Annotated in this window: 15 protein-coding genes and 1 pseudogene; 5 read left to right on the forward strand and 11 right to left on the reverse strand. The window is 63.6% G+C overall.

Translation table 11 applies throughout. The features are described from left to right. Window positions 1-18: 18 nt before the first annotated feature. Complete coding sequence (locus tag ACVC5H_RS01065) at window positions 19-852, forward strand: hypothetical protein (protein ID WP_489620579.1); 834 nt, start codon at window positions 19-21, stop codon at window positions 850-852. Between the two features lie 16 nt (window positions 853-868). Here ACVC5H_RS01065 and ACVC5H_RS01070 read toward each other — a convergent pair whose 3' ends face one another. The 9 genes and pseudogenes from ACVC5H_RS01070 to ACVC5H_RS01110 form a co-directional block, all read right to left on the reverse strand. Further along, a complete protein-coding gene (locus ACVC5H_RS01070; protein ID WP_489622635.1) occupies window positions 869-1,777 on the reverse strand; it encodes a hydroxymethylglutaryl-CoA lyase in 909 nt (302 codons plus the stop codon). A gap of 52 nt (window positions 1,778-1,829) precedes the next feature. Continuing rightward, window positions 1,830-2,327 carry a YbaK/EbsC family protein gene (locus tag ACVC5H_RS01075; protein ID WP_489620580.1) on the reverse strand — a complete coding sequence of 166 codons (498 nt, stop codon included), beginning with the start codon at window positions 2,325-2,327 and terminating at the stop codon, window positions 1,830-1,832. A gap of 88 nt (window positions 2,328-2,415) precedes the next feature. Then, window positions 2,416-3,345, reverse strand: coding sequence for an MBL fold metallo-hydrolase (locus ACVC5H_RS01080; RefSeq protein WP_489620581.1), 930 nt, complete (start codon window positions 3,343-3,345; stop codon window positions 2,416-2,418). A 10-nt stretch (window positions 3,346-3,355) separates the two neighbouring features. Then, window positions 3,356-5,371 (reverse strand): acetyl/propionyl/methylcrotonyl-CoA carboxylase subunit alpha, encoded by a 2,016-nt coding sequence (locus ACVC5H_RS01085; protein ID WP_489620582.1) that lies wholly within the window; start codon window positions 5,369-5,371, stop codon window positions 3,356-3,358. A 22-nt stretch (window positions 5,372-5,393) separates the two neighbouring features. Further along, the gene (locus tag ACVC5H_RS01090; protein WP_489620583.1) at window positions 5,394-7,028 is read right to left on the reverse strand and encodes a carboxyl transferase domain-containing protein; all 1,635 of its coding nucleotides are present in this window, start codon (window positions 7,026-7,028) and stop codon (window positions 5,394-5,396) included. Between the two features lie 83 nt (window positions 7,029-7,111). Continuing rightward, window positions 7,112-7,447: pseudogene (locus ACVC5H_RS01095) on the reverse strand (YchJ family protein); the annotation flags it as partial. Window positions 7,448-7,456: 9 nt separating this feature from the next. Then, window positions 7,457-8,059 (reverse strand): 2-hydroxychromene-2-carboxylate isomerase, encoded by a 603-nt coding sequence (locus tag ACVC5H_RS01100; protein ID WP_489620584.1) that lies wholly within the window; start codon window positions 8,057-8,059, stop codon window positions 7,457-7,459. Between the two features lie 34 nt (window positions 8,060-8,093). Next, window positions 8,094-9,278 (reverse strand): isovaleryl-CoA dehydrogenase, encoded by a 1,185-nt coding sequence (locus ACVC5H_RS01105; protein WP_489620585.1) that lies wholly within the window; start codon window positions 9,276-9,278, stop codon window positions 8,094-8,096. 109 nt (window positions 9,279-9,387) lie between these two features. Further along, on the reverse strand, window positions 9,388-9,801 hold the full coding sequence (locus ACVC5H_RS01110) for a MerR family transcriptional regulator (protein WP_489620586.1): 414 nt from the start codon (window positions 9,799-9,801) through the stop codon (window positions 9,388-9,390). A 132-nt stretch (window positions 9,802-9,933) separates the two neighbouring features. Here ACVC5H_RS01110 and ACVC5H_RS01115 point away from each other — a divergent pair, with 132 nt between their 5' ends. After that, window positions 9,934-10,998, forward strand: a complete 1,065-nt coding sequence (locus tag ACVC5H_RS01115; protein WP_489620587.1) for an MBL fold metallo-hydrolase — start codon at window positions 9,934-9,936, stop codon at window positions 10,996-10,998. A 67-nt stretch (window positions 10,999-11,065) separates the two neighbouring features. Here ACVC5H_RS01115 and ACVC5H_RS01120 read toward each other — a convergent pair whose 3' ends face one another. Then, window positions 11,066-12,001, reverse strand: a complete 936-nt coding sequence (locus ACVC5H_RS01120) for a LysR substrate-binding domain-containing protein (RefSeq protein ID WP_489620588.1) — start codon at window positions 11,999-12,001, stop codon at window positions 11,066-11,068. Between the two features lie 136 nt (window positions 12,002-12,137). Between ACVC5H_RS01120 and ACVC5H_RS01125 the strand changes: the two genes are divergently transcribed. After that, on the forward strand, window positions 12,138-12,950 hold the full coding sequence (locus ACVC5H_RS01125; protein ID WP_489620589.1) for an aspartate dehydrogenase: 813 nt from the start codon (window positions 12,138-12,140) through the stop codon (window positions 12,948-12,950). Window positions 12,951-13,026: 76 nt separating this feature from the next. Here the strand turns inward: ACVC5H_RS01125 and def are convergent, their stop codons facing one another. Further along, window positions 13,027-13,545, reverse strand: coding sequence for a peptide deformylase (def, locus tag ACVC5H_RS01130; RefSeq protein ID WP_489620590.1), 519 nt, complete (start codon window positions 13,543-13,545; stop codon window positions 13,027-13,029). A gap of 571 nt (window positions 13,546-14,116) precedes the next feature. Between def and dprA the strand changes: the two genes are divergently transcribed. Both dprA and ACVC5H_RS01140 read left to right on the forward strand, forming a co-directional pair. Continuing rightward, window positions 14,117-15,268 carry a DNA-processing protein DprA gene (dprA, locus tag ACVC5H_RS01135; RefSeq protein WP_489620591.1) on the forward strand — a complete coding sequence of 384 codons (1,152 nt, stop codon included), beginning with the start codon at window positions 14,117-14,119 and terminating at the stop codon, window positions 15,266-15,268. Window positions 15,269-15,356: 88 nt separating this feature from the next. Next, on the forward strand, window positions 15,357-15,833 hold the full coding sequence (locus ACVC5H_RS01140; RefSeq protein WP_338717242.1) for a Smg family protein: 477 nt from the start codon (window positions 15,357-15,359) through the stop codon (window positions 15,831-15,833). The last annotated feature ends 388 nt before the right edge of the window (window positions 15,834-16,221 follow it).

The following is a 16,221-nucleotide window of genomic DNA, read 5'->3' on the forward strand; positions in this document are numbered from 1 at the left end:
CGAACCAAGGAGAAAGACTTGAACACCCGCCTGGCCACCCTGTTTGCCTTTTCTGCCGCTTTCTCGCTGAACGCCTGCGCCCAGACCAAGGACATCCTCTCGGTCAACAACCAGGTCAATCTCCAATACATTTCCAGCAAGGTCGATTACACGGAGAAGGACGACTCGGGTGCGGTCCTCGACACGGAGAACGGACATGTGCCAGGCTTCGCCATTACAGCCTCGGTGATGCGGGACCTCTGGTTCGGCAATGATTACCTGCAATTGGCGTATAGCCGGACCAACGGCAATACCAACTATGTGGGGTCATTGATCAGCGGTGGCAACTACGGATCGGTGACCGCGACCTCAGGCGCAACCGTTACCGACTACAGCCTGCGCTGGGGGGCCGGTTTCCCCATCAACCCGCAATGGCTGGTGACCCCGTTCGCCGAAATCGGCCATCACGAATGGGACCGTGGCGTCAATGCCGGTGAGACCTACAAGAATTCATGGTACGGCATCGGCGCCATGATCCAGTCCAACGTCATCGACAAACTGGTCGTATCGGCCACCGGAACGGTCGGGCGCACAAGCGGTTCCAGCATCGACGTAGCCAATAACAATAGCGGATTTGCACCGAGCGATGCGTTCTCTGCGGGGCTCGGGAATTCTTCGTTTTATCGGGTCGGTCTGTCTCTCGACTACGCGCTTACAGATGCGCTGCATGCCAATGCAGGTGTTGACTATCGCGCCTTCAACTATGGCCGCAGTGGGAACGTCACTACCGCTGACGGCGTGACCTACTACGAGCCGAAGAGTGAGTCCAGATACACGACCGTCAGCGTCGGCCTCGGCTACAGCTTCTACTAATGAAGTCGGTACCGGGTTAGTTCGCCCGCTTGGCCGCAATCGCATTCCCCGCCCGGCTCACCGACTTGCGCCCAAGGTGCTGCGAGATGAACTGCCCGGCGTCCACCACCGCATCCAGATCAATGCCGGTCTCGATGCCCAGCCCGTTCATCATGTACAGCACGTCTTCCGTCGCCACATTCCCGGTCGCGCCCTTGGCATAAGGACAGCCGCCCAGCCCGGCGACCGAAGCGTGATAGATGCTGATGCCCGTCTGCAGGCTGGCATAGATGTTGGCCAGCGCCTGTCCATAGGTATCGTGGAAATGCCCCGAGAGTCCTTCGATGTGGAATTCCCGAATCGCCGTCTCCATCACCGGCCGCACCTTGTCCGGCGTGGCCACGCCGATGGTGTCGGCGATGTCGATCTCGTCGCAGCCCAGTTCACGGAAACGGCGCACCACGTCCGCCACCGCGTCCAGCGGCACTTCGCCCTGGTACGGGCAACCAAAGGCACAGCTCACTGCCGCACGCAGTCGCTTGCGGTGATCCTTGGCTGCCTTGGCTACCTCGGCAAAGCGTTCGATGGATTCGGCAATGGAGCAATTGATGTTCTTCTGCGAGAACGCCTCCGAGGCCGCGCCAAAAATCACCACCTCATCCACACCCGCTGCCAGTGCCGCCTCGAAGCCCTTCATGTTGGGCACCAGCGCGGAATACACCACGCCCGGCTTGCGCGTGATGCCCTGCATGACTTCGCCGGAGGTCGCCATCTGCGGCACCCACTTGGGCGAGACGAAGGACGCCGCCTCCACGTTGGGGAAACCAGCCGCCGACAGCCGGTTGACCAGCTCGATCTTGACCTCGGCGGAAATGGTTTCCTTCTCGTTCTGCAAACCGTCGCGCGGTCCGACTTCGACGATCTTGACTTTCTTGGGCAGGCTCATCATGCGGGTCTCCATGGGCGTTACAAGCAATCGTGGGCTGCGGCGGACAGGATCAACTGGCTTCCAGGCGCACGTCGGCCACCGTGCCGCCGGTCATCTTCTCCAGCTGCGCGGCGGTCAGGTTGAAGACGGCATGCGGATGGCCAGCCGCCGCCCACACGCTATCGAAGTTGAAGAGATCACGGTCGATCAGCATCACCGGCTTGACCACGTGGCCGATCGGGCAGACGCCGCCGATGGCATAGCCGGTGGTGTCGCGCACGAACTTGGCATCGGCCTTGCCGAGCGGGCCGGTCAGCGCGGTGACCTTGGCTTCGTCCACGCGGTTGGCGCCGCTGGCGATGACCAGCACCGGCGCATCGTCGGCCACGCGGCGGAAGATGATGGACTTGGCGATCTCGGCCACGCTGCAGCCCACGGCGGCAGCGGCTTCGGCGGAGGTGCGGCCGGTCGAGGGCAGCATCACGACCGGTTTGTCATGGCCCATCGTGGCGAGCAGGTCGGCAATGCGTTGGGCGGAAGAGGGCAGGGCGGCAGCGGTATCGTTCATGGTGATCAAAAGTAGGCGCAAGGCCGGCAACAGGACAAGCCGGAAATGATAACAGCACCCCCGCCCCCTCTGCCGCGCGAGCGCGCATTCAGCGGTCCAGCAGACAGGTGCCGTCGCTGATGGCGGCGCCCGCCTTCTCCAGTTGCGCCACGCACCAGTCGGCCAATGCCGCTTCCTCCATCTGCAGGAAGCGCGCATTGGTGATGCGCAGCAGCGGGATCTCCCGCATCATCGCCGGCAACTGCGCCAGCGGGATGCGGCCCCGCTCCAGCAGCAGGAATTTCACCAATACCTTGATGCCATTGTGCGCATTGCGCAGCGGGTCGGCCTGCAGGAAATCCAGCCGCGAGAAGGCCTTCTCCAGCGCATCATCGACCTCGGTAAAGGGCGCGCCATGGCCGGGAATGACGGTGCGCACCTCAAGGCTGCGGATCAGCTCCAGCGTGGCGCGCGCTTCGTCAAAGCCAGATTCGCCGTCCAGCTCGGGGAAGATGATCCCGAAGCCATTGCGCCACAAGGCATCGGCCGAGACCAGCACGCCTTCCTGTGCGCAATACAGCAGCAGCGCATGCGGATCATGGCCCGGGGCGGCCAGTGCGGTCCAGTCGAGGTCGCCCAGGTGCAGCACGTCGCCGCTGCGGATGAGCTGGTCATGCGCAAAGCGCGGGCAGCGCTGGCCGGTGGCGCGGTAGCTCAGGGCCGCTTCATCCCAGCGGCGCACCTTGTCATCCTCGGCAGCGGGGATGGCGATGCGGCAGCCGTGCGCGGCCTGCAGCGCGGCATTGCCACCGCAGTGGTCGGAATGCAGATGGGTATTGAGCAGCACATCGATGCGCGCCCGCCCGCGCTGGCGCAGCACGTGGCGCACCAGGGTCTGCGTCTGTTCGGCATGAGTGACGTAGCCGCTGTCGATCATGGCGACTTCATCGCGGCCGAACAGCAGCACGTTGTTGGACGACAGCCAGCCACGTTCCAGCACGTGCAGGGAGGGTGGCAGAGGCAGCGCGGCGGTTGTCATGGCGCGGCGCTCAGGCGGCCTTGAAGTCCAGCAGCTGCGCGCCTTCCGCTACCTGGTCACCGACGGCATAGCGCAGCGCTTCGACGGTGCCGGCGGCCGGGGCGGCGATGGTGTGTTCCATCTTCATGGCTTCCATGATGAGCAGCGGCGTGCCCTGTGTGACGGTGGCACCCTGGTTCACCAGCAGCGCCACGATCTTGCCAGGCATGGGCGCGGTCAGGCGTCCGCCTTCGGCCTCGGCATGGCCGGCGTGGGCCATGGGGTCGAGATAGCGCAAGGTGTGCTGGCTGCGACCATCGAAGAGGTGCAGCCATTCGCCGTCACGCGCCACGTCGGCACGCAGGGTGCGGCCATCCAGATTGATGAGCAGGCTGTCTGCGCTACCTTCATGCAATGCGAGGGTGTGCGTGTTGCCGTCGATCTGCAATTGCCAGTGCTGGCCATCGCCGGCGTATTCGATCTGCACGCTGCTGTGGCCCGATTCATCCTCGAAGGCCAGCGTGCGGCGCAGCGGCATATTGAGGCGCCAGCCATGGGTCTGCGCCCAGGGATCGCCGTTGGGCTGGCTGCGCTGCTCCTGTTGCAGCAGGGCAGCAGCGGCAAGCGCCAGCGTATCCGGCGCGGGCTTGATGGGCGCAGGGAAGAGCGCATCGCGGTGGCGTTCGATCAGGCCGGTATCGAGATCGGCCGTGGCAAATGCCTGGCCCGTCACCAGCCGCTGCAGGAAGCCGATATTGGTCGCCAGCCCCACTACCTGGTACTGCGCCAGCGCACGCGCCATGTTGCGCAGTGCCGCGTCGCGGTCCGGGCCCCAGACGATGAGCTTGGCGATCATCGGATCATAGAAGGGCGAGATGGCATCGCCCTCGCGTACGCCCGCATCGATGCGCACGGCTGCCGGTTGCGTAGCACCGGGCTGGGCCAGCGCGAATTCCACAGCGGGCGCACTGCGCATGCGGGTGAGCGTGCCGATGGCGGGCAGGAAGCCCTTCTCGGGATTCTCTGCATAGATGCGTGCCTCGATGGCGTGGCCGTGGATGCGCAACTGCTCCTGCTGCAGTGGCAGCGCTTCGCCGGCCGCTACACGCAATTGCCATTCCACCAGATCCAGGCCGGTGATCATTTCGGTGACGGGATGCTCGACCTGCAGGCGGGTATTCATCTCCATGAAGTAGAAGCTGCCATCCTGGTTGGCGATGAACTCCACCGTGCCCGCTCCCACATAGCCGACTGCACGCGCGGCGGCGACGGCTGCCTGGCCCATGGCCGCGCGGCGGTCCTCGCTCATGCCGGGCGCGGGGGCTTCTTCCAGCACCTTCTGGTGGCGGCGCTGCACCGAGCAGTCGCGCTCGAACAGATAGACGCAATGGCCGTGGCCATCGGCGAAGACCTGGATTTCGATATGGCGCGGACGGGTCAGGTATTTTTCCACCAGCACGCGGTCATCGCCGAAACTGGAGATGGCCTCGCGCTTGCAGGACGCCAATGCAGCCTCAACATCTTCACTGCGCTCGACCACGCGCATGCCCTTGCCGCCGCCACCCGCACTGGCTTTAAGCAGCACGGGATAGCCGATGCGATCCGCTTCATCGCGCAGGAAATCGCTCTCCTGACGCTCACCGTGATAGCCGGGTACCAGCGGCACGGCGGCTTTTTCCATGAGCGCCTTGGCGGCGGATTTCGAGCCCATCGCATCAATGGCCGAGGCCGGTGGTCCGATGAAGACCAGGCCGGCGTCGGCGCAAGCCTGGGCGAATCCGGCGTTCTCCGACAGGAAGCCATAGCCGGGATGGATCGCCTGTGCGCCCGTGGCGAGCGCGGCAGCGATGATCTTGTCGGCGCAGAGATAGCTTTCCTTGGCGGGTGCCGGGCCGATATGCACGCTCTCGTCGCAGGCGGCCACATGTTTGGCGTGCGCGTCGGCATCGGAATACACGGCCACGGTGGCGATGCCCATGCGGCGCGCAGTAGCGGCCACGCGGCAGGCGATTTCGCCGCGATTGGCGATCAGGATCTTGGTGAACATGGTGTCTCCTCGGTGGCGCGGTTCAGATGCGGAACACGCCGAATCGGGTCTCTTCGATGGGGGCGTTCAGGGCGGCGGACAATCCCAGCGCCAATACCTGGCGCGTATCGGCGGGATCGATCACGCCGTCATCCCACAGGCGGGCCGAGGCATAGTAAGGATGGCCCTGCGTTTCATACTGGGCGCGGATGGGTTCCTTGAAGGCGGCTTCTTCCTCGGCGCTCCAGCTGCCGCCGCGCGCCTCGATGCCGTCGCGCTTGACGGTAGCCAGCACGCTGGCGGCCTGTTCCCCGCCCATCACCGAGATGCGCGCATTGGGCCACATCCACAAAAAGCGCGGCGAGAAGGCGCGGCCGCACATGCCATAGTTGCCCGCGCCGAAGCTGCCGCCGATGATGACGGTGAGCTTGGGTACCTTGGCGGTGGAGACGGCGGTGACCATTTTTGCACCATGGCGCGCAATGCCTTCGTTCTCGGCCTTCTTGCCGACCATGAAGCCGGTGATGTTCTGCAGGAAGACCAGCGGGATCTTGCGCTGGCAGCACAGTTCGATGAAGTGCGTGCCTTTCTCCGCCGCTTCTGAAAACAGGATGCCATTGTTGGCGATGATGCCCACCGGCATGCCGTGCAGGTGTGAAAATCCGCACACCAGCGTGGTGCCGTAGCGCGCCTTGAATTCATCGAACGCGCTGGCATCGACGATGCGGGCGATCACTTCGCGTACGTCGAAGGGCTTGCGGGTATCGGTCGGGATGACGCCATACAGTTCATGGGCCGGATACTTCGGTTCCACGCTTTCGCGCAAGGCCAGTTGCTGCGGCTTGCGGCGGTTGAGGTGGCTGACGATGTTGCGGGCAATGGCCAGTGCATGGGTATCGTCTTGCGCCAGATGATCGGCCACGCCCGAGAGCCGCGTATGCACGTCGCCACCCCCCAGTTCTTCGGCCGTCACCACTTCGCCCGTGGCCGCCTTCACCAGCGGCGGGCCGGCCAGGAAGATGGTGGCCTGTTCCTTGACGATGATGGATTCATCGCTCATGGCCGGTACATACGCACCGCCTGCCGTGCAGGAACCCATCACCACGGCGATCTGCGGGATGCCCTTGGCCGACAGGTTGGCCTGGTTGTAGAAGATGCGGCCGAAGTGGTCGCGGTCGGGGAAGACCTCATCCTGGTTGGGCAGGTTGGCGCCGCCGCTGTCGACCAGGTAGATGCAGGGCAGGTGATTGAATTCGGCGATCTCTTGCGCACGCAGGTGCTTCTTGGCCGTCATCGGGTAATAGGTGCCGCCCTTGACGGTGGCGTCATTGCAGACGATCACGCATTCTTGCCCGGCCACGCGGCCGATGCCGGTGATGATGCCGGCCGAGGGCGCGGCATCCTTGAGGTTGCCGTCGCGATCCTTTTCTCGGTACATGCCGTAGGCCGCCAGCTGCGAGAATTCGAGGAAGGGCGTGCCGGGGTCCAGCAGCATCTGCACGCGCTCGCGCGGCAGCAGCTTGCCGCGCGCCACGTGTTTCTCGCGTGCGGCCGGGCCGCCGCCTTCGGCGATGGCGGCCACCTTCTGCCGCAGGTCGTCGACGATGCGCTGCATGGCGTCGCGGTTGTGCTGGAATTCCTCGCTGCGCGGGTTGAGCTTGCTTTCAATCTGCGGCATGGTTTTTCGTCTCTCTGTTCAGTTTCTTGTTGTGCTCTCGGGCGGTCAGGCGCACGGCAGGCGGGCGCAGGGTGCAGAAAACGTCACCCGTCCGGAAACCGCCCATCCACGTAGTACCAGCGGGCCTGCCCGTTCTCGTCGGGCTGGCGCACGAAGTTGCTGATCTCGTGCAGGCGGTGTGCTTTCCCGCCGACCTTGAAGCGCGCCACGAATTCGACGGTGGCTTCATCGCTGCCGCTGGCGTGCTGGTGCTTCTTGATGTCCAGGCCGATCCACTTGACGTCGGTTTCGCTGGTCAGCTCTTCTTCCGGCAAGGTGTCGGGATGCCAGGTAGCGCGCAGGTAGGCTTCGTCGCGCAGGGCGAAGGCGCTGTAGCGCGAGCGCATCAGCAGTTCGGCCGTGGCCGGACTTGTCTTTCCTGGTGCTCATCAGATCTTTCCGTTCTTGAGGAAGGCTTCCAGCTGGGTGAAGCGGTCGAAGCCCCAGAATTGTTCGCCATCGACGATCATGAAGGGCGAGCCGAATACCCCGGCCTTGCCTGCGGCTTCGGTGGCCGCACGCAGTTGTTCCTTCAGGTCGGGGGAGGCCAGCGCCGCTTCCAGCGCAGCACGGTCGATGCCCGCGTCGGCGGCGATGCGCAGCACGTGCTCGGGCACGCTGATGTCGATGTCTTCGGTGAAGTAGGCGCTGTACAGGGTCTTGATCAGGTCCACCGCCTTGGCCGGCTGGGTCTGCTGCACCCACAGCGTGGCGCGCGCCGCGACCTGCGTGCCGATGGGGAAGTTGCTCGGTGCCTTGTAGAAGATGTTGTGGAAGCGCGCGGTGCGCTCCATGTCGTGACGCGAATACTCGCCCTTGACCGGGATGTTGGCCAGCGAATTGGTGCCCAGGGCCTTGAAGATGGGGCCCAGCAAAATGGGGTGCCAGTTGACGCTGCGGCCGTATTTCGCGGCCAGCTTGTCGATCTCCACGGCAGCGAAATAACCGTAGGGCGAGCTGAAGTCGAAGTAGAAATCGATGGGGTTGCTCATGATGTCCAGTGTGGTTGAAAAAGGGATGTCGTGTTCAGAGGGTATCGGCAAACAATTCGCGGCCGATCAGCATGCGGCGGATTTCGCTGGTGCCGGCGCCGATTTCATAGAGCTTGGCGTCGCGCCACAGGCGGCCTACGGGATACTCGTTGATGTAGCCATTGCCGCCCAGCGACTGGATTGCTTCTCCGGCCATCCAGGTGGCCTTCTCGGCCGAGTAGAGGATGGCCCCGGCGGCATCCTTGCGCAGGGCGCGCACCTTGTCGGCGCTGTCGGCGCGGTCACAGGCCTGGCCCACCGCATAGACGTAGGCCTTGCAGGCCATCATGGTGGAGTACATGTCGGCCAGCTTGCCCTGCATCAGCTGGAACTCGCCGATGGCTTGGCCGAACTGCTTGCGGTCATGCACGTAAGGCACCACCACGTCCATGCAGGCTTGCATGATGCCCAGCGGACCGCCCGAGAGCACGCTGCGCTCGAAGTCCAGGCCGGACATCAGCACGTTGACGCCACGGCCGATGCCGCCCAGGATGTTTTCTTCCGGCACTTCGCAATCCTGGAACACCAGCTCGCCGGTGTGGGAGCCGCGCATGCCGAGCTTGTCCAGTTTCTGTGCGACCGAAAATCCTTTGTAGCCCTTTTCCACCAGGAAGGCGGTCATGCCGCGTGCACCTGCGTCCAGATCAGTCTTGGCATAGACCACCAGCACGTCCGCATCGGGGCCATTGGTGATCCACATCTTGCTGCCGTTGAGCACGTAGCGGTCACCCTTCTTGTCGGCGCGCAGTTTCATGCTCACCACGTCGGAGCCGGCATTGGGTTCGGACATGGCCAGGGCGCCGATGAAGTCGCCCGAGATCAGTTTGGGCAGGTACTTGCGCTTTTGCTCTTCGTTGCCGTTGCGCTTGATCTGGTTGACGCACAGGTTGGAATGCGCACCGTAGGACAGCCCCACCGAGGCCGAGGCGCGCGAGATTTCTTCCATGGCGATGATGTGGGCCAGGTAGCCCAGCCCGGCGCCGCCATATTCCTCGCCCACGGTGATGCCCAGCACGCCCAGCTCGCCCAGCTTCTTCCACAGGTCCATGGGGAACTGGTCGCTGCGGTCGATCTCGGCCGCGCGCGGCGCGATCTCGGTGTGCGCGAAAGCGGCGACCGCCTCACGCAGGGCGGCGATGTCCTCGCCGTGGTCGAAGGTGAGGCCGGGCAGGTGGATCATGGATGTCTCCTCGTTGGGTGTTGGGAAATTATTGTTCTGATGATGTGGTGTTGTTGCTTGACGTTAACGTCAATGGCGATATCGTGATGGCCTCTTTCTTCCGTATAGGTCAGGCCGCTATCGCCTTGCGTTTGGTTTTCGGTTTCGCCTCGGCCAGCAATTGCCGGCATTCCTCTTCGTGGGCGGCAATTTCGGAGAGGGTCAGTTCCAGGTCTTCGCGCTGCTGTTCCAGTTTTTCGCGGTGCTGCTGCAAGAGACCCAGGAAGCGCTGCAGTTGCGGCTGCGTATCCTTGGGCGACTCGTACATGTCGATCAGGTCCTTGATCTCGGAGAGCGTAAAGCCCAGGCGCTTGCCGCGCAGCGTGAGCTTCAGGCGCGTGCGTTCGCGCGCCGGATAGACGCGATGCCGTCCGCCCACGCCTTCGCGCTTGGGATTGAGGATGCCGTGGTCTTCGTAGAACCGGATCGCGCGCGGCGTGATCGCAAATTCTTCCGCCAGTTCGGTGATGGTGTAGGTGGGCATGGGACGGATGGATTGGGTTGGTCTGGCACTTTACGTTAACGTAAAGTATATTGTGCCCTGTCGTCCAGCAAAAAATGCAGGGCTGGCGCGGCAGCTTATGATTCCCCCTCTCGATGATCGCCAGGCTTACTGATGAATGCTCTTGAATCCCAGCTCGACTACGCCTTCGGCGACACCCTGCCCGACACCGGCCATACGATGGCGGTGGCACCGGGCGTGCGCTGGCTGCGCATGGGGCTGCCCTTTGCGCTGAATCACATCAATCTCTGGCTGCTGGAGGACGAGGTGGAAACACCGCAGGGTCGCCAGCGCGGCTGGACCGTGGTCGATTGCGGCATCGCCACTGAGGCCACGCGCCACGCCTGGGAGCGCATCTTCGCCGAGGAACTCGAGGGCCTGCCCATCGTGCGCGTGTTGGTCACGCATTGTCATCCGGACCATGTGGGCCTGGCCGACTGGCTGTGCCAGCGCTGGCAGGCGCCGCTCTGGATGAGTACCGGCGAGTATGCCTTTGCACGCGTGATGTCGGCAGCCTTGCCGGGGGCGGAGGGCACGGCGGCGACCCCGCATTTCCAGCGCCATGGGCTCGTGGATCCCGAGACGGTAGCCATGCTGCAAGGGCGCAATACGTATTACCAGGACCTGGTACCGTCGGTGCCGCGTGCGTATCACCGCATGCAGGATGGCCATGCGGTGCGCATCGGCGGGCGGGACTGGGAAATCATTACCGGGTTCGGGCACTCGCCGGAACACGTGTCGCTGTATTGCGCGGCGCTCAACGTGTTGATCTCGGGGGATATGGTGTTGCCGCGCATCTCCACCAACGTCTCGGTGTTTGCCATCGAGCCGGAGAGCAATCCGGTGCAGCAGTATCTGGATTCCTTGAGGAAATACGACCACTTGCCGGCCGATGCGCTGGTACTGCCTTCGCATGGCAAGCCCTTCCGTGGCTTGCATACGCGTATCGGACAGTTGAACGATCATCACCGCGAGCGTCTGGCCGAAGTGCTGGAAGCCTGCGCTACGCCGCAGACGGGCGTGGATATCCTGCCGGTGATGTTCAAGCGGCCGCTGGATACGCACCAGTTGTCCTTTGCGCTGGGCGAGGCCGTGGCCCACTTGCACAAGCTCTGGTTTGACGGTGCGCTCAGGCGGATGCTGGGGGAGGATGGGGTGTATCGCTTCGTGGTGTCTTGAGCGGATCAATGTCAGCAGCACTTCTTTGCAGTGCTGTGTGCTTCTCGCTGCCAATGATGCGTCCTGCTCAGCCCATCGCGTGCGCCTGTGCCAGCAGCCATTGCCTGAAGCGCCGTACCGCGCCGTCTTCGTAACGATCGCCCGGCGTGAGCAGGTAGTATTGCCCGGCGCTGGGGGTGGGGCCGTCGAAGAGCCGGCGCAGGCGGTGTTCGGGATCGAAACTGTCGGCCAGTACCGACGGCACCAGGGCAATGCCTTCGCCATTCATCGCGGCCTGTAGCGCCACGGGATACTGGCTGCATTCCATGCCAGCCTGTTGCGCACTGAGGCGGCGACCGTACTGGCGCAACCAATCCGCCCAGGCATCGGGACGAATGGCCGTATGGATCAGCCGATGCTGGCTGAGGTCGGCCACGCTCCTGACGGGATGCTGGCGCCACAGGCGCGGATGGCAGAGCGCCACCAGGGCATCCGGGAACAGCAGGTCGGCACGCAGTTCGTGCCAATCCACGGCCATGCGTTTCTTCAGTGGCAAGCCCTGGCTGGCCGCACCGGGGAGGCTGCCTACCTGTATCGACATATCCAGCGACGTGCGGCGAAAGTCTGCCGCGCCGGTCGCCACGACGATACTGACATCGATCTCCTTGTTGTCACGCCAGAACAGCTCCAGCCTTGGCACCAGCCACAAGGAGGCCAGGCCGGGCAACACGCCTACGGACAGCGTGCGGCGCTGTCGCCGTCCATGCAGCTGGTCGCCCGCTGCGCAGATGCTCTCGAAGGCCTGGCGTATTTGCACAAAGTACGCCGCGCCCGCGCTGGTGAGCTCGATGCGCCGGGTGAGCCGGACAAACAGCGTCTGGCCCAGATACTCTTCCAGAATGCGCACCTGGCGGCTCACCGCGCTCTGGGTCACATGCAGTTCGTCAGCAGCGGCGGTGAAAGACAGCAGCCGGGCAGTTGCCTCGAAGGCGCGCAAGGCAGTCAATGGCGGGAGTTTGTTCATGGCGGGAAGCAAGAATGGTGGGGCATTGCCATCATCACATGCATGACTTCAAGGAATGCATGCGCCATTATAGTCATTTGTCAGCCAGTGCCAGGCTTCCTAGAATAGGCTGATTCAATCGTCAGGGGAGTCTGGGATGAACGTAGCCATTGCGGGTCTTGGCGCCATCGGCTGGGCCGTTGCCGATGCCATCGACAAAGGGATGCCGGGGGTGATGCTCTCTGCGGTATCCACGCGAGATCTGGCGGGCGCAGCTGAACGCCTGCGTGTGCTGGCGCACCCTCCCGCCTGTGTCGCGCTGGCCTGTCTTGCCGATTACGGCGAAGTCGTGGTCGAGTGCGCCGGGCCGCAGGTGCTGCGGGAGATTGCCGCCCCTGTGCTGGCGTCTGGCCGGAAACTGGTGGCGCTGAGCGCGGGAGCTTTCGTGTCCTCGCCGGAGCTGGCGCTGCTGTGGCAACGATATCGCGCTCAGATCCATATCCCCAGCGGTGCACTCGGTGGGCTCGATGCCGTGGCAGCCATGGCCGAGGGGCATATCGATGCGGTGCGCCTGGTGACCACCAAGCCTGCGGCAGCGCTGCGTGGCGCTCCCGGGATAACGCAACTGGGCATCGATGTGCAATCGCTCACCAGGCCGACCCAGGTCTTCGCCGGCACGGCGGCCGACGCCATCCAACTCTTCCCTGACAACCTCAATGTGGCGGCGGCGCTGGCCCTTGCCGGTGTGGGCGCGCACCGCACCATGGTGGAACTGTGGCTTGATCCGCATGCGCGCACCAACCGGCATGAGGTCGAGGTGCAAGCCGACAGCGGATTGCTGCGTTTCTCGATGGATGCCGCGCCCTCGGCCAATCCCAGGACCTCATCGCTGGCCGCCCAGTCGGTGCTGGCCTTGCTGCGGCGGTTGCCTGGCGTTCGTATGAACGCGTGCGCAGCGTCGCGCCCATGAAAAACGCCGGCCAGGTGGATGCCTGGCCGGCGTTTTCGCCTATGCATTGCGCGGGGCTGGAGAGTCTGGGCCAGCCTTAGCCAGCCTTTTTCTTCATCTCGCGCTCTTCCTTCTGCAGCTTGGTCTTGATGCGATTGCGCTTCAACGGCGAGAGATATTCGACGAAGACCTTGCCCTTCAGGTGATCCATTTCATGCTGGATGCACACGGCAAGCAGTTCATCGGCTTCCAGCTCGAAGGCCTTGCCGTCGGCGTCGAAGGCGCGCACCTTGACGCGGGCCGGGCGTTCCACGCCGTCGTAGATGCCGGGCACCGACAGGCAGCCTTCATCGTAGACGCGCTTTTCTTCGCTGGCCCAGGTGATCTCGGGGTTGATGAAGACCTGCAGGTGCTTGCTGTCCTCGGAAACGTCGATCACCACCACCTGTTCATGCACGTCCACCTGGGTGGCGGCCAGGCCCACGCCGGGGGCGGCATACATGGTCTCGGCCATGTCGGCCACCAGCTTCTTGATGCGCTCGTCGAAGACGGTTACGGGGGCGGCGATCTTGTGCAGGCGCGGATCGGGATAACGGAGGATGTTCAGCAGGGCCATACGATGGTTCTCGGTAAGCGTGGAGTTGGGTCTAGGGCCTGTTCACATTTAATCTGCGAGATGCGTTGCCCCCAGAAGGCGTGGTGGCAAGGCGCGCGTCAGGGCTGGTGGTGGTTCCACCAGCCCTGACGTGCAACGCGGCCAGCGCGCCTTCTGGGGGCAACCCTCCGGGAGAGGCCGCCAAGCGTCGCCTGCCGTTGTTGCAGCTCCTTGCCGTAGCACCACTACGGCGCGTCGCCGCGCCTAGGCAGTCAACGCTTGGCGACCTCTCGCACTCGCAGATTAAATGTGAACAGGCCCTAGGGACCTTGTTCGGTCCGGATCTCGTCATTTTGCGAGTATCCAGGGAATTCATTTCGGGATTTATCGTGTAAATGTGGCCGGAGCGCGACGCTTCAAGCGCGGCGGCAGCACAATTGCCCTCTTTGGCTGGCGTGTGCTGCATGGCCCGGCGGCCAACGGTTTCCCGATCAATTGGAAAAGTGTATCACAGCAAGCCCCCGGCCCGCCCGGAGAGCCGCGCCGCACGGCCTTGAGCGGGCGGCAGATGCACAAAACTTCATTTTCTGTCATGCAAGAGCATTTCCATGAAGCGTGCGCCGATCTGGCGCACTGGCTGCGCCTGGCAATGACCGACGGCATCGGTCCGGTGCTGGCGCGCCGGTTGTTGTCGGTGTTCGGCTTGCCGGGCAATCTCTGGCAGGCCGATGCCCAGGCGCTGCGCGAGGCGGTGCCGGCGCCGGTGGCGGCCAGCTTGTTGCGTGCGCCCACGGCGCAGCAATGCGAGCGCATCGCGGCCACGCTGGCTTGGGTCCGGCATCCGGGGCAGTGCGTGGTCACGCTGGCCGATGCGGCCTATCCGCCCGGCCTGCTGCAGATTGCCGATCCGCCCTTGCTGCTGTATCTGCGCGGCAATCCGGCGCTGCTCGCGGGCAACGCCCTGGCCGTGGTCGGCAGCCGCAACGCCACCACCCAGGGCGTGATGCATGCGGCGCGCTTTTCGGAAGAGTTGAGCCACGCCGGCATCACCATCGTCTCCGGGCTGGCGCTGGGCATCGATGCTGCCGCCCATGCGGGTGGACTCAGCGGGGCCGGCTCGACGGTGGCGGTGATCGGCACCGGCATCGATCTGGATTATCCCCGGCGCAACCGCGCACTGGCGCAGCGCATCGCCGAGGGCGGCTGCATCGTCAGTGAATATCCGCTGGGCACGCCGCCGCTGGCGGCCAACTTTCCGCGCCGCAACCGGATTATCTCGGGCCTGTCGCGCGCGGTACTGGTGGTGGAGGCAGCGGCCCAGTCGGGGTCGCTCATCACCGCGCGCATGGCAGCCGAGCAGGGCCGCGACGTGTTTGCCATTCCCGGCTCGATTCATGCGCCGCTCTCCAAGGGTTGCCATCAGCTGATCCGCCAGGGTGCCAAGCTGGTGGAGACCACGCAGGACATCCTCGACGAGATGCCGCCCTGGCCCGCATTGCCGGGTCGTCAAGCTGTCATCCAGGAAACTGCCCCGGCGTGCGTGAACGCACAGCAACAGCGCGAAGATGACGATCCGGCAATGCGCGTCGTACTGCAGAGCCTGGGCCACGATCCGCTGGATGCCGATAGCCTCGCACAGCGCTGCGGGCTGGACGTGGCGGCGCTGGCAGGAATATTGCTGACACTGGAACTGCAGGGTGCGGTCGAGCTGTTGCCCGGTGCACGTTATCGTCGTCTGGGGTGAAGAAATTAATCCCCCGCAGCGCCGCAAATCCTGCCATACTGGACTTGGCTGACTTGTACATTCATAACCTTCGCGATAGAGTACGAACATGTTTGATGTCCTCGTTTACCTGTACGAAACCTACTATCGCCCTGATGCCTGCCCCGAACCCGAGGCGCTCGTCAAGAAGCTGTCCGCGATTGGTTTCGAAGAAGATGAAATCTCCCAGGCACTCGGATGGCTGACTGATCTTGAAGTCGCCAATCATGAGTTCGCCGACAACTATCCTCGACAGACGGCTTTTTCCTTCGGTACGCGTATCTATGCGCACCAGGAAAGTGACGTCCTGGGCGTGGAAGCCATCGGTTTCATCCAGTTCCTCGAATCGGCCAAGATGCTGGACCCGATCCAGCGCGAGATCGTCATCGAACGCGCCCTGGCCGCCGGTGAAGCGCCGGTCGGCCTGGAAAAGCTCAAGGTCATCGTGCTGATGGTCCTGTGGAGCCAGGGAAAGGAACCGGACGGTCTGATGTTCGAGGAACTGTTCCTCGACGAAGACGACACCGAACCGCGCCTGCTGCACTGAAACCGCATGTCCGCAATGTCCGCCAGGGCTGGGAGGGAGCCTTGCTGACAACGCGCTGACGCCGCATCTTCGTGCCTTTGCTTCATATAAATGAAGACCGGCATGAATGAGCAAGAAAGCGGATGAATCATCGAAACGGCAAGCCCTTGTGCTTGCCGTTTCATTTGCATCACGCTTATCATTCCCCCGCATTGGCCCGATATTGGCTACTATATAAAAATTCCGTTGTCCACAGGCAATGAAACGCCGGCCACTTGCCAAGCTCGTTGCCGCCATCGTTTCCCGCCTGGGATGGCATGGCGTTGTTTTAGGACGGTCCGGCCCCACGTGAGGCTGGTGCATCGTCCGCAACTCGCCAGCAACTGACCTCTCAACACCGAGACCCATA

The sequence above is a fragment of the Herbaspirillum sp. Her3 genome, from assembly GCF_057961275.1.

Excerpts from the sequence above, each read along its gene's own strand:
- ACVC5H_RS01075 (WP_489620580.1), bottom strand. The coding sequence starts at position 2,327 with ATGAACGATACCGCTGCCGCCCTGCCCTCTTCCGCCCAACGCATTGCC.
- ACVC5H_RS01070 (WP_489622635.1), bottom strand. The coding sequence starts at position 1,777 with ATGAGCCTGCCCAAGAAAGTCAAGATCGTCGAAGTCGGACCGCGCGAC.
- ACVC5H_RS01125 (WP_489620589.1), top strand. The coding sequence starts at position 12,138 with ATGAACGTAGCCATTGCGGGTCTTGGCGCCATCGGCTGGGCCGTTGCC.
- ACVC5H_RS01100 (WP_489620584.1), bottom strand. The coding sequence starts at position 8,059 with ATGAGCAACCCCATCGATTTCTACTTCGACTTCAGCTCGCCCTACGGT.
- ACVC5H_RS01085 (WP_489620582.1), bottom strand. The coding sequence starts at position 5,371 with ATGTTCACCAAGATCCTGATCGCCAATCGCGGCGAAATCGCCTGCCGC.
- ACVC5H_RS01090 (WP_489620583.1), bottom strand. The coding sequence starts at position 7,028 with ATGCCGCAGATTGAAAGCAAGCTCAACCCGCGCAGCGAGGAATTCCAG.
- def (WP_489620590.1), bottom strand. The coding sequence starts at position 13,545 with ATGGCCCTGCTGAACATCCTCCGTTATCCCGATCCGCGCCTGCACAAG.
- ACVC5H_RS01110 (WP_489620586.1), bottom strand. The coding sequence starts at position 9,801 with ATGCCCACCTACACCATCACCGAACTGGCGGAAGAATTTGCGATCACG.
- ACVC5H_RS01115 (WP_489620587.1), top strand. The coding sequence starts at position 9,934 with ATGAATGCTCTTGAATCCCAGCTCGACTACGCCTTCGGCGACACCCTG.
- ACVC5H_RS01140 (WP_338717242.1), top strand. The coding sequence starts at position 15,357 with ATGTTTGATGTCCTCGTTTACCTGTACGAAACCTACTATCGCCCTGAT.
- ACVC5H_RS01120 (WP_489620588.1), bottom strand. The coding sequence starts at position 12,001 with ATGAACAAACTCCCGCCATTGACTGCCTTGCGCGCCTTCGAGGCAACT.
- ACVC5H_RS01105 (WP_489620585.1), bottom strand. The coding sequence starts at position 9,278 with ATGATCCACCTGCCCGGCCTCACCTTCGACCACGGCGAGGACATCGCC.
- dprA (WP_489620591.1), top strand. The coding sequence starts at position 14,117 with ATGCAAGAGCATTTCCATGAAGCGTGCGCCGATCTGGCGCACTGGCTG.
- ACVC5H_RS01080 (WP_489620581.1), bottom strand. The coding sequence starts at position 3,345 with ATGACAACCGCCGCGCTGCCTCTGCCACCCTCCCTGCACGTGCTGGAA.